The 12,661-nt window shown below is 68.2% G+C and carries 6 protein-coding genes and 3 pseudogenes; 5 read left to right on the top strand and 4 right to left on the bottom strand.

Features of this window, described 5'->3' with window-relative positions:
* Positions 1-39: 39 nt before the first annotated feature.
* Positions 40-297 (bottom strand): annotated as a pseudogene (locus tag ACWDA7_RS44035) (DUF2326 domain-containing protein); the annotation flags it as partial.
* Between the two features lie 745 nt (positions 298-1,042).
* On the opposite strand from ACWDA7_RS44035, the gene ACWDA7_RS44030 reads away from it, so the two are divergent.
* The 4 genes and pseudogenes from ACWDA7_RS44030 (at position 1,043) to ACWDA7_RS44015 (ending at position 8,868) form a co-directional block, all read left to right on the top strand.
* Positions 1,043-1,174, top strand: a complete 132-nt coding sequence (locus ACWDA7_RS44030; RefSeq protein WP_450612650.1) for a hypothetical protein — start codon at positions 1,043-1,045, stop codon at positions 1,172-1,174.
* Between the two features lie 105 nt (positions 1,175-1,279).
* A pseudogene (locus ACWDA7_RS44025) lies at positions 1,280-1,726 on the top strand (hypothetical protein).
* Positions 1,727-2,320: 594 nt separating this feature from the next.
* The gene (locus ACWDA7_RS44020) at positions 2,321-4,576 is read left to right on the top strand and encodes a M4 family metallopeptidase (protein WP_450612648.1); all 2,256 of its coding nucleotides are present in this window, start codon (positions 2,321-2,323) and stop codon (positions 4,574-4,576) included.
* Positions 4,577-5,028: 452 nt separating this feature from the next.
* Complete coding sequence (locus ACWDA7_RS44015; RefSeq protein ID WP_450612646.1) at positions 5,029-8,868, top strand: S8 family peptidase; 3,840 nt, start codon at positions 5,029-5,031, stop codon at positions 8,866-8,868.
* Between the two features lie 133 nt (positions 8,869-9,001).
* Here the strand turns inward: ACWDA7_RS44015 and ACWDA7_RS44010 are convergent.
* The 3 genes and pseudogenes from ACWDA7_RS44010 to ACWDA7_RS44000 all read right to left on the bottom strand — a co-directional run bounded on the left by ACWDA7_RS44010 (position 9,002) and on the right by ACWDA7_RS44000 (position 11,850).
* Positions 9,002-10,086, bottom strand: a pseudogene (locus ACWDA7_RS44010) (integrase core domain-containing protein).
* Between the two features lie 174 nt (positions 10,087-10,260).
* Positions 10,261-11,502: a hypothetical protein gene (locus ACWDA7_RS44005; protein WP_450612644.1), complete on the bottom strand. Its 1,242-nt coding sequence runs from the start codon at positions 11,500-11,502 to the stop codon at positions 10,261-10,263.
* Positions 11,503-11,538: 36 nt separating this feature from the next.
* Positions 11,539-11,850 carry a calcium-binding protein gene (locus tag ACWDA7_RS44000; protein ID WP_450612642.1) on the bottom strand — a complete coding sequence of 104 codons (312 nt, stop codon included), beginning with the start codon at positions 11,848-11,850 and terminating at the stop codon, positions 11,539-11,541.
* Positions 11,851-11,988: 138 nt separating this feature from the next.
* Here ACWDA7_RS44000 and ACWDA7_RS43995 point away from each other — a divergent pair, with 138 nt between their 5' ends.
* Complete coding sequence (locus tag ACWDA7_RS43995; protein ID WP_450612652.1) at positions 11,989-12,132, top strand: hypothetical protein; 144 nt, start codon at positions 11,989-11,991, stop codon at positions 12,130-12,132.
* Positions 12,133-12,661 lie beyond the last annotated feature (529 nt).

The following is a 12,661-nucleotide window of genomic DNA, read 5'->3' as shown; positions in this document are numbered from 1 at the left end:
CCTACATTCCACCGCCCCCGACAGGATCGTCCAACCCGGTCAGCGCTTTGACGCCGAGATCCCCTCCACGCGCCCACACACATGCCGGGAGAGCCAGAAACGGAAGCCGAACAGCCCGCCGGTGTCGATCTCGTCCCTGAGGTGGGGCTGCCGGATGTAAGTGCCAGGTCCGAAGCCCAGGCGGGTGGCCTTGTCCAGGTCGTCGGCGTTGAAGGTGGCGACGTACTGCAGGCCTTCGTCCTGGGTGACGTCGACGGCCAGGGAGAGGGCGGCGGCGAGCTGACGTGCGTCGACCCCGTCGAAGAGGTGGCACCGAGACGGACGACACCGGGGTACCGCGGTTCACCGGGACACTCTGTGCTCCTTCACGGGGCGGCCACGCGGCAGAGGCCGTGTTTCAGCAGGTCATCGAATTCCGTCGGTTGGCCTCGCCACTGGGCGCCCGCGCGGTTCGCGCGCGGACCATTTCCGGACTCCGGCACCGGAACCCCGGCGTCGTCACCGGACGCGCCGATGACTGAACGGCTTTGTGGCGGCCACAGGAGGGCTTCTCTGTTATGTGCTGCCCTGTCAGGAGGTCCGTGGGCACCGGATTGGGTCGTATGGGGGTGTACCGGCCTGCCGGCGACGTCTCGTTCGACGGGCCACTTTCCGAAGTCCGGCCGGCCTGTACTGGGAACCCGGTGTCGAGGTTGGCGACCTGGTGGCGGCGGCGTTCGAGGCGATGTGCGGCCGGACGGCGTTTGTGCAGGTGCATCGGCGGCAAAGCCCGGCGTTCGTCAGCGCGGGTTCGGACCTGGAGACGATCGGGACTTCGCGGAGGAGTCCCGACATGGTTGCCTTCGCGACATGCGAGTGATCATCGTGAAACAGTGTGAGTGTGTCAATCCCCAAACAGGCACCGTGTCACACGTTAACCACGCATTCGCGGTAGCGGTAAGTCTTGATCATTGGCGTCTGCGCAGGTCAGGGGCGGCGCGGGCAATGGGAACGGCCACCGCGATCATGGTCGTTTGTTAAGACAACGCAAGGCGTGGTGGCCGTGGAGGCCACGATAGCTCAGCAGGAGTGGACGGCCGCGTTCGGGGACGTGATGGCGCAGGTCGCGGACTGCTCCCCGCGACGGGACTCGCGGCAGCTGGCCCGGGAGACGGTACAGGCACGGCATCTGTAGATAGCTCTGTCGGTGTTCGTCGCGGCTGGTCGGCGGCGTGATGGGGGTGGCTGCGGGCACGAGGTCGGCCGCCTTGATCATGACGTGAAGTGACACAACATCAGAATGAGACGGCCGCTTCGGCCACGGGAATGGCAGGAGTGGGCGATCGCCCGCAGGCGGGTCGATACGGTGCTGGCTCCGGACGACGGCAACGCCGCCGAGGCGGAGGTCGCTTCGGGTGCGTGGGATGCGGACGCGCCATCGGCGTGCGGGGATGCGGTGAAGCCGAAGTCGCAGGTGCCGGTGTGACGCCAGGGGCTGGCCTGGTCGGTACTGTCGGTGGACTCCCGGCGCATCCTTGAGGCGCTTGCGGACCGGGCCCGGCTTCATCAAGGGCCGCTGACCTGCCAGGAGATGGCCACGGCGCTCGGCGTGGACGTGGTGCCGGCGCGGGTGGAGGCGCTGCGGTCGAATACGAAACGCCTGGTCGCCCGTGGCTGGCTGGCCGAGCAGCGGCCGGGCCGGTTCACACTCGTGCAGGGCGTGAGCGGGCCAGGCGGTGGGTCATGAGCAGGATCATCGACCAGTAGACCATCGCCTCGGCGCTGGCGGTGCGGCACTCGAAGTCGCGTGTCAGGCGGCGACTTCGCATCAGGTGGGCGAAGAGGCGCTCGACGATCCACCGCTAGCCGGCCGCGGCGACGTCCACACCACGAGCGCGGTCGCACGGCAGGTCGAAGACCGCACAGACGGTCATCCCGAGCCCCAGACCACCCGGAAACACCGTGTTCGCAGAAGAGTTGACATCAGCTGTGCCTCATGGGCGCGGGCAGGGACTCAGCATCACCACCGACCACGGAGCAGAGCCCAAATCATGACAAGTTTCCGCGCTGACAGCGTAGCGGCGGCATGCGGCGCGTGTCGGTGTTGAGACATGTCGCAGTTGCGACACCCGAGGCTGGTGACACGTGTTGCCCTGCCGGTCTATTTCTGAAGGACGTACCCCAACGGTGTCACAAGGTGTCTCACTACGCTGTGAACGCCTTCGACGCAGCGACCCCGTATATCCCCACCAGACCACCAGTTCTGACCGGGCAGCACCAGAACCCGCCTGCTCGGATTGTCACCGGCCGCCATCCAGCGGTCGCCGCAAAAGGAGTCCGAGTGAGACGATCACGCCGCAGCACAGTTACCGCGGGCGCACTGATAGCCAGTGCCGCGCTGCTCGCTGTCGCCGCGTCGTCCGGCACCGCGACGGCCGGTGCGCCGCAGGCGCACGCCAACCCCGTCCGGGTTCAGCCCCGAGTGGGCGCGCTTCCTGTCCAACTCTCGGCCCCGGAGCAGGCGAAGCTCCTGAAGAAGGCCCAGGCGGACCGTGCGGCCACTGCCCGGTCCCTGCACCTGGGAGCCCAGGAGCAGCTGATCCCCAAGTCGGCCCTCAAGGACGCCGACGGCACCGTGCACACCCGCTACGAGCGCACCTTCGCGGGCCTGCCGGTCCTCGGTGGCGACCTGGTCGTGCACACGGGTGCTGACGGAACCTCGAAGGGGGTCGGCAAGGCCGTCAATGAGGTCATCAGCGTGCCGAGCACCACCGCGACCCGGTCCGCCGCATTGGCCAGGACCTTCGCGATCGGTCGCGCCAAGGCCAAGGGCGCCACGAGTCCGGCCGTCATGAGTACCCGCAAGGTGGTCTGGGCGGCCTCCGGCGCGCCGGTCCTGGCCTGGGAGTCCGTCGTCGGCGGTCTGCAGGACGACGGCACGCCGAGCCGGCTGCACGTCATCACGGATGCGAAGACCGGCGCCAGGCTCTTCGAGTACCAGGGGATCGAGACCGGCGTCGGCAACGGCCAGTACAGCGGGCAGGTCAGCATCGGGACCACGCTGTCCGGCTCGACGTACAGCATGACGGACAACACCCGTGGCGGGCAGGCGACGTACGACCTGAACCACGGCGACTCGGGCACCGGCACCCTGTTCACCAACTCCACGGACACCTGGGGCGATGGCCTGCCGTCCAACACCCAGACCGCTGGTGTGGACGCCGCCTACGGCGCCCAGGAGACCTGGGACTTCTACAAGAACGTGATGGGCCGCAACGGCATCCGCAACGACGGAGTCGCCGCCTACTCCCGAACCCACTACGGCGACACCTACTTCAACGCCTTCTGGGACAACAGCTGCTTCTGCATGACCTACGGTGACGGCCCGGACAACAGCCACCCGCTGACCACGCTGGACGTCGCCGGCCACGAGATGAGCCACGGCGTCACCGCCGCCACCGCGGGTCTGATCTACGGCGACGAGTCCGGCGGCCTCAACGAGGCGACCTCGGACATCTTCGGCACCTCGGTCGAGTTCTACGCCAACAACGCCGGCGACGCCGGGGACTACCTCATCGGCGAGAAGATCGACTTCCGGGGCGACGGTACCCCGCTGCGCTACATGGACAAGCCTTCGCGGGACGGCTCCTCAGTCGACAACTGGTATGCCGGCATCAGGAACCTCGACGTCCATTACTCGTCCGGCCCGGCGAACCACTTCTTCTACCTGCTGTCCGAGGGCAGCGGCGCGAAAGTTATCAACGGTGTCAGCTACGACAGTCCCACCGCCAACGGCCGCTCGGTCCCCGGCATCGGCCGGGACAACGCCGCCAAGCTCTGGTACAAGGCCCTGACCGAGCGTTTCACCTCCACCACCGACTACTCGGGCGCCCGTCTCGGAACCCTGCAGGCTGCCGCTGACCTGTGGGGCGCCGGCAGCGCCACCTACAACACGGTCGCCGACACCTGGGCCGCCATCGGCGTCCCCGGCCGCGTCACGGTTACCAAGCCGGCCGACCAGAACACCATCGTCAAGACCGCCGCGAACCTGCAGATCGAGGCCGGCACCAACAACCCCGGAGTGCTGACCTACTCGGCCACCGGTCTGCCCGCCGGCCTGTCGATCAACGCGAGCACCGGCCTGATCTCCGGCACACCGACCACGGTCGGCGTCAAGTCTGTGACAGTCACGGTCAAGGACGCCTCCAATGTGACCGGTTCGGCGACCTTCGATTGGGGTGTCTCCACCAGCAACGTCTTCCAGAACACCACCGACGTGGCCATCCCGGACGCGGGCGCCGCCGTGTACTCCAAAATCAAGGTCACCAATCGCGCAGGTCACGCGCCGAGCTATTTGCAGGTCGGCGTCGACATCGTCCACCCCTACCGCGGTGACGTGGCCATCGACCTGGTGGCCCCGGACGGCACCGTGTACCGGTTGAAGAGGTCCGACGGCTTCGACTCGGCTGCCAACGTCATCGCCACCTACTTCGTCGACGCCTCAAGCGAGACCGCCAACGGCACCTGGAAACTGAAGGTCCAGGATATGTACCGCGTGGACAGCGGCTACATCAACAGCTGGAAGCTCACCTTCTGACCCGCGCTCCTTCCAGCCGGGTGAGTGCCTCCTAGTCGCAGCACGACTCGACGAAGTTCATCCTGCCGGCGTGAACCTCGTTGTAGTCGCGGTGTGCAGGAACGGACTGCACGCGGGGGACTCTTCCGCCAGCCGCCCACTGGACAGGTCCGTTCGCGACACGGCATCGGCTCAACGCCGGCAGGCCCACCGCAGTCGGAAGTCCCGGCAGGTGACACGCCCTCACCACGCCCCGGCGAGGTGATCCGTCGTCGTCATCGGGTGACTCCTTCGGGGGCGCCCAATTCGGAATGATTCTGCTCGCGCTGACAGCGCGACGGAGCCGAGGCGGCGCGTGGCGCCGTTGAGAGGTGTCGCAGTTGCGACACCTGAAGCCAGCAACACGGTGACGTTGACAGCCAATTATTTCGGAATTTTTGTACCCCCTCAGCCAAACGAGAGGTGTCCCACTGATGTCCAGAATCCGCCTGACGGCGGCGATATCAACAGGAATAATTCTGGTTGCCGGAGTCATACCGGCAGCCTTCACGGCGCAGGCGGCGGACGTCGGGGCCGCCGGGCGTCCTGCTGCCGTGCCGGGGGCGCACTCCGCGACCGTGCGGCTGCTGACCGGTGACCGCGTGACCGTGACCACGCTGCCCGACGGACGCCACACGGCGTCGGTGCAGCCCGGACCGGGCCGCGAGCGGATGTCCTTCCAGACGCTGGAGGGGGACGACAAGGCACTGAACGTGATGCCGTTCGACGCCGAGTCGCTGGTCGCTGCCGGCACCCTGGACCGCCGGCTGTTCAACGTGACGGCCCTGATCGCCGACGGCTTCGACGAGGCCCACACCTCCGCACTGCCGTTGATCGTCTCCTCGCAGCCGGAGCCGTCCCGGGCCGGGGCCAGGGTCACCGCGCAGGCGGCGAAGGCCGCCGCGGCGACCGCGGACCGACTGGTGGCGTTCAACGCGGCCAGGACGCCCTCCCGTAATCTGGAGAGCATCCACGCGCGGTCGCTGCGGGTCGCCGGTGACGACCTGGGCACGTTCTGGAAGACGCTCAACCCCGGCGAGGGCTCGGACGCCGCCCGGGCCGCGGTCACCCCGCGGGTCTTGCTGGACGGCAAGGTGAAGGCGGTGCTGGACCGCAGCACGGCGCAGATCAACGCCCCCACTGTCTGGAAGGCCGGCTACGAGGGCCAGGGCGTCAAGGTGGCCGTGCTCGACAGTGGAGTCGACGCCACCCACCCTGACCTCGCCGACCGCATCGTGGAGGCCAAGGACTTCTCCGACAGCGGGAACACGGTCGACCACTTCGGCCACGGCACGCACGTCGCCTCGATCGTCGCCGGCACCGGCGCCGCATCGTCCGGGACCCGCCGCGGTGTGGCGCCCAAGGCCGACCTGCTGATCGGCAAGGTCCTGGGCGACAGCGGCTTCGGCTCGGAGTCGGATGTCATCGACGGCATGGAGTGGGCGGCCGGCGAACACGCCAAGGTCGTCAACATGAGCCTCGGCGGTGAGAGCAGCGACGGTACCGACCCGACGAGCGAGGCCGTCAACTCCCTGACCGCCTCTACCGGCACGCTCTTCGTCGTCGCGGCGGGCAACGACGGCCCGGACTCCTCCACTATCAACTCCCCGGGCGCGGCCGACGCCGCGCTGACCGTGGGGGCCGTCGACCGCAACGACTCCCTCGCCCCCTTCTCCAGCCGCGGCCCGCGCTCGGGGGACGACGCGGTCAAACCCGACGTGACCGCCCCCGGCGTTGGCATCGTCGCCGCCCGCGCGGCCGGCACCACCCTGGGCACCCCGGTCGACAACGACTACGTCGCGCTGTCCGGGACCTCGATGGCCACCCCGCACGTGGCCGGCGCCGCCGCGCTGCTGGCCCAGCAGCACCCCGACTGGAACGCCCGGCAGCTCAAGGACGCCCTGATCAGCACCGCCCACACGGTGCCTGGCACCAAGGTGACCGAACAGGGCGGCGGCCGCATCGACCTGGCCACCGCCACCGGCCCGGTCACCGCCACCGGCACCGTCACCCTCGCCCCGCTGCACACCGGTGACACAGGAGGTGAGACGGCCACCGTTCACTACACCAACACCGGTGACCGCGAGGTCACCCTCTCCCTGGCCGTCAGCCTGGCTACCGAGGGCGGGCGTGCGCTCCCCGACGGGGTGGCCAGCCTCGGCTCCGACACCGTGCAACTGGCCCCCGGCGCCACCGCAGACGTTCCGCTGCACACCGACGCGGCGCACGCCGTCCGCGGCAAGTACTACGGATACGTCATCGCCAAGTCCGCCGACGGCACCGTACTCGCCCACACCACGGTCTCCCTCGTGGTGCATGCCCCCCAGCACCGGCTGACCGCGAACTTCCGCTTCCGCGACGGCCATGTCAGGTACGGCTATCAACCGCTGATCTGGGGTCCGGACGGATTCGTGGCGTACACGGACCCGCTCGCCGACTCCGTCATGGTGGAGGAAGGAACGTACTTCCTCTCCACCAGGTACTCGGAGACGTCCGATGAGCGCGACGAGGCAGATGAAGTCCTGGTCCCCGAGCTGAAGGTCACCAAGGACACGACGGTGACGCTGGACGCCACCAAGCTCAGCGAGGTGAAGATCCGCACTCCGCGTCCCGCCGAAGAGCACGGCGTCGTCAGCACCGTGCTCCACCGCCAGATCGACGGCCGCAGCATGACCTTCATTAACCAGCACTACGACGGCACGCGCATCTACGTCACTCCCACTGCCCCGGTCACCGACGGCACCTTCGAGTACTACTCGCGCTGGCAGATGACGGCTCCGCAACTGCAGGCGGACGTCTCCGGCACCTCGCTGCGGTTCGCCCCGTTCTACGAGGCGTTCTCCCCGGTCTTCGGGGACAAGGGTGCGCAGCTGACCGCCGTTGACGCCGGATCGGTGAGCGAGCCCGACCTGCGCAATGTCCGTGGCAAGCTGGCTGTCGTACGGTACAAGTGGCCTGAGGATTACACCGAGTTCACGCGAATCGCGGCAGCCGCGGGAGCCAAGGCGGTCCTGTTCGCGTGGGAGCCGACCGGGCGCCCCGTCTGGACCCGTTGGGAACCGGACGGTGACCGGATGGAACTGCCGGCCATGCGGACCGGCTGGACGAACGGATCGGCCCTGCTGGAGCGCATCAAGCAGGGCACCACGACGGTGAAGTTCACCGGCACGGTGCGAAGCCCGTACCTGTACGACGTGATGCCGGTCTGGAAGGGCTCCATCCCCGAGCAGACGGTGTACACCGTCTCGGATCAGAACAGCGCCGTGGTCCGCAGCACCTACGCCCGCACCGGTCAATCGTCGTGGGCGATCGAGCAGCGTTTCGGGTGGCGGCCGTACGAGGACGTCGTCGTCAACCAGTGGAGCCGCTACGTTCCGCAGGGACAGGAACGCGTCGAGTACGTGAGCAGCGACGAGGACACGCTGTGGAACCACGTCGTGCACCACGATGTCCCCTGGATACAATTCGAGGGGCCATGGCGGGCCGGGTCGCAGGACGCCCCGCACACCTACCAGCACGGCCAGAGCGCCACGGAGCGGTGGTTCGGAGCGGTGGTCCGCCCGTCGATTCCGCGTGGGTGGTCCCGGAAGTCGGTGCGCAACGGTGACACCCTGTCGGTGGACATCCCGGAGTTCAACGACTCCGGCACCGGTCACTGGTCGTTCGCGGAGCTTTCCAACTTCGGCCCCCTCGGCGCCGGGGCTGCCGGGGCCGACGACGAGGGTGACACAGCCGTGGCGGTGCTGTACCGCAACGGGGAGCAGATCGCCAGGTCCGACAGGGGAGCGGCGGGCCAGTTCGAGGTTCCGGCGGGCGACGCCGAGTACCGGCTGGACGTGACGACCGCCCGCGACTCGGACGACTGGGAGTTCGGCACCAAGACCCTCACGTCGTGGACCTTCCACTCGGACACCGCGGCGCGCGAGACCCTGCTGCCGCTGCTCCAGCTGGACTACGACGTGCCGGTCGACATGCAGAACTCGGTGGGCTCGGCGCGTACGCACAACTTCGGCCTGACGGCCCGCATGCAGGACGGCATGGCCGCCCCGCGCGGGGTGAAGCTGAAGGTCGAGGCCTCGTTCGAGGACGGGAAGAACTTCACCACGGCGCGCACGGTGCAGGACGACAGCACCGGGCAGTTCACCGTCACCGTGGAGCGACCGTCGGACGTGCGTGGCGACAGGTATGTGACGCTGCGGGTGACCGCGACGGACGCCGCCGGCAACAGCGTCCAGCAGACCGTAGCCCGCGCGTACCTGCAGCACGGCAAGTGAGTCGCCGCAACCACTGATGTGGACCGTCCGGACGGTACTGCGGCGGGTGTCAGGAGCTTCGGGTCCTGGCGCCTGCCGCACCGCGTAGACCGCGGACACCGGCCTGTGCCGTTCGGAAACTCGTGGCCGGTGGTCAGGCTGCATATCTGTACGCGTTGATGACACCGCCGAGTACTCGGGTGCGAGGAGTCGGCGCGCGGTCAGGTCGGTCGCGGCCGCGGGGTGCACCTGGGTGAGGGGAGCAAGCTGTCCCCGGCCCTGATGCGGGCGATGGTGGTTGTAGTGCCGGGCGTAGCTGTGCAGGACCTTCCGGGCGTGGGCCTCGTTCCAGATCAGCAGGTGGTCGAGGGCTTCGCGCCGCAGGGTTTCGATGGCCCGTTCGCAGCGCGCGTTCGTCCAAGGAGCCCGCGGCGCGGTCCTCAGGGCCTCGATGTCGTCGGCTACGAAGACCGCGTCGAAGGACTCGGTGAACTTCGCGTCCCGGTCGCGGATCAGGAAGCGGAGAGAGTCGACCCGGACGTCCAACTCGAGGGCGAGATTTCTCGCCTGCTGCACCGTCCACGGCCCGTCGGATGCGCAGTAACCCCCGCAATGTGCAGTCGGCGCGTGCCGTGCTCGAGGAAGACCAACGCGTACACGCGGCGCAGGTCGATCAGGTCGATGTGCAAGAAGTCGCAGGCGATAATGCCTTGGGCCTGCGCGGTCAGGAACTCGCGCCACGTCGGTCCGCTGCGACGCGGGGCCGGATCGATGCCGGAAGCCGTCAGAATCTCCCAGACCGCCGTGGTGCCGATCGGATGCCCCAGACGAACGAGTTCGCCCTGAATCCGACGGCAGCCCCAACGCGGATTCTCCTGGGCCAGCCGCACCACCAACGCCCTTACCGCGCTCGCGGTCGGCGGCCTGCCCGGCCTGCTCCGGCGCGTGCTGTAGCCCCACGTGCGTGCGATGAGTCTTCGGTGCCACGCCAGAAGGGGCGCGGGCGTGACCGGGAACACGCGCGCCCACCGACGTCGCGGGATCAGCCCGGACACTGCCGCGAACCACAGCCGGTCCGCCAGCTCATACCGCACCGGGCCCGTGAGCCGCCTGCGCAGCACCGCGTTTCTCATGCTGCAGCACCAGCAACTCGGCATCCTTCGCCGCGCGCCGGCGCACCAGCACCGCCGGGACCGACAGCAGCTTCCGGGCCACCTCGTACACCAGCGAGACGAACATCCGGCCAGGGTTCCAGGAGGCCATCGTGGCGCGCAGACCTACCTACTCCGAGCAGCAGCGATGAGTTTCTGAACGGCACAGGATGTAGATCCAGTCAGTCAAGCCTCTGCCACCTTTCACGCATTGACCTTCGGATACGCGGTATGGAAGGAGGACGGGCAGTGTTGCGCAGCATCACGGCCGTGTGAACGGTGACTGTCGACGGCCGGCGGCAAGCGCGCTGAGGCGGTCGCCGATGACGGAGACACCAGGGCGGGGCTCGTTCGCGTAGTACCAGGGCTTGCGTCGGCGCAGCAGTGCCTCGCCGTGCTCGCTCCAGGTGAATCCGGGCTTCCGCAGCAGCTTTCGGAACACAGCGTCGACTGTCTCCGGGTGCGCGGCAGCCAGTCGGCGGATCGGCAGTGGCCCGATCGACTCCTCGCGCAGGTAGGTGCGCAGCAGGTCCTGGTACTGTCTGCGGCCCGCGAGCGCCGGGTCTGCGAAGAGGTCTCGCAGCATCCCGTAGTCCGCGTAGAAGTTGAGCCCGTCGACCTGATCGTAGATGACACCGATGGTGTCCGAGCCTGCCAGTTCCGGCGGCAACTCGAAAAAGGGCAGGTCCAGGCCGGGGAGCCGTCTGCCCCGGGCACGGTCGGGATGTCCGGCGACGGCGGACTCCTGGCGGTGGCGGTAGTAGGCGTTGAGGAGGTCCTCGGCTTCGGCAGGCGGAAGGACCAGTTCGTCGTCGCCGCAGAACTCGACGAACGCGGCCCGGTCCTCCCGCATCGCCTGCCACCCCTGCTCGACCTTCCGGGGGTTGCGGAAGACCAGTTCAGGCCGGCTGGTGGCCAGTTGCAGGGCGACCTGGGCGATCTCGGTGGAGCTGGACCTGGGGTAGCTCGACATTGCCCCGGACACCAGCCAGGCCCCGCCGGCCGAGTGGACTGGTACCAGACAGGTGTGGAGGAAGCTCCCCTTGGACACTCCGCGGAACGCCGCCCGCCCGACATTCGAGTACGTGCGGTACTCCAGGTCGTCGACCAGGTTCAGCAGGACGACGGCACCCCCTTCCTTCCGCTGGATCTCGAAGATGCCCTCGACCGGGTCGCGCCAGCCGAGCAGCATCTCCCAGTCGCCCGCGGTCAGGTCCTTGCGCCCGGCGACGAACCGGTCCACCACGGTCGAACCGTCCGGCAGGCGGTACCGCAGGATGAAGTGGTCGATGATCCGGATCGCCTCGCCCTCGTCCAGCTGGCGCTCAGGCCCTGCGGCCTCCAGCAGGAGGGGTGTCAACCACCGGTCGAAGCGGGCGCTCTGCCCGAAGGCGACCAGCTGCCCTTTCAACTCGGCACTGCGCGCGATGAGGTCGGTCAGCGACGGTTCGCCGACGCGCCGATGCGTGCCGTGTACGGCGTCAGCGATGTTCAGCCCTTTCACACAGACCGGTTCCGCGTGGGTGTGAGGTGCCCGGCCTCAACCGGCCCAGTGACGGTATGCCTCGATCCACTCCGCGCCCTCGGGCGCCGGGCTGGGCAGAGGCAGATCCAGGATTCCGATCGACTGCCGCATGCCTCCGCGAGAGCACAGGGCGACGATCCTGCCGTCCGGCGTGAGGTCGATGCCGCGCACGGTCACCTCGACGCCGAGAGCCGCGGTGGTGAAGGGCAGGTCGAGGTGCTCCTCAAGCATGGTGAACAGTCCGGTCAGCTGCTCGTCCTCGTTGTAGGCGTCGACAGTCGCCTCTTCGATCATGGCCTCAAGCTGGGCCGTGTCCAACGCGCTCATGGGGCAACACTATCGACCCTCGGGGTGACACCGGGCGGCCATGACTCCGCTGCTACCACAACTAGGGCGCGTATCGAGTCGTGACCAATCTTTGGGTTTTGTCCTCGCCCCGAGGCCTGATCCGGTAGATCGTCATGCGTGACGCGAGTGCAACTGACGGACGAAGAGTGGGAGTTCATCGGGCCGTACCTGCCGATCGGTGAGTACGGTCCGTATCCGGAGCGGCTGCGGCAGCAGGCGGCTTCGCTGTTGGGCCGGAGCATCACCCAGTCCCCGGCGTAGTCGACGCGGCGGACGGGACGGTCCAGGAACGACCGCCGCAGACGCAGCGCGGCGGGCGTCGCCTCCGGCAGGCCGAGCGGCCAGCGCACGACGAACGCCGTACGCGTCGCCTCGGTCAAGCCGGGCAGGTACCGCTCGGCGCGCGCAGACCGTGGACACCACCTCGTCGTCGGGCCGCTCCAGCAGGTCCGGTGACGCATACGGCGAGACGAACAGGCTCACCAGTTGGATTAGCGAAGCGTAGTGAACCTGTGGCAGAGTGCTACGTGCACGTCCGGCGCCCAGGCGACGTCGGGCACCCTCCTCGGTCGGGTCTTGCGGCCCGGTCGACCAGTGTCCGGAGGGGCGTGCCACGCGGGCTGGCGGCTCCTGTCGTTCAGTACCAGGGCACGAAGGCGATTGGCTGCCAAGGCTGAGCAACGCTCAGGCTCGCTAAGCCAATCAGCGCCTCTGTGTGTCAAGCGGCTTGGGCGAGTTGGTTTCGGTGGTCGCGTTTCATGATCCGGTAGACCACGTTGGACAGGCGGCG

The sequence above is a fragment of the Streptomyces sp. NPDC001156 genome, from assembly GCF_053598275.1.
Note: the sequence above shows the minus strand (reverse complement) of the source record. Positions and strands in the feature narration are given on the sequence as shown.

Bases quoted from the DNA above. Each gene is read 5' to 3' on its own strand.
- ACWDA7_RS44015 (WP_450612646.1), top strand. From the start codon at position 5,029: ATGTCCAGAATCCGCCTGACGGCGGCGATATCAACAGGAATAATTCTG.
- ACWDA7_RS44000 (WP_450612642.1), bottom strand. From the start codon at position 11,850: ATGAGCGCGTTGGACACGGCCCAGCTTGAGGCCATGATCGAAGAGGCG.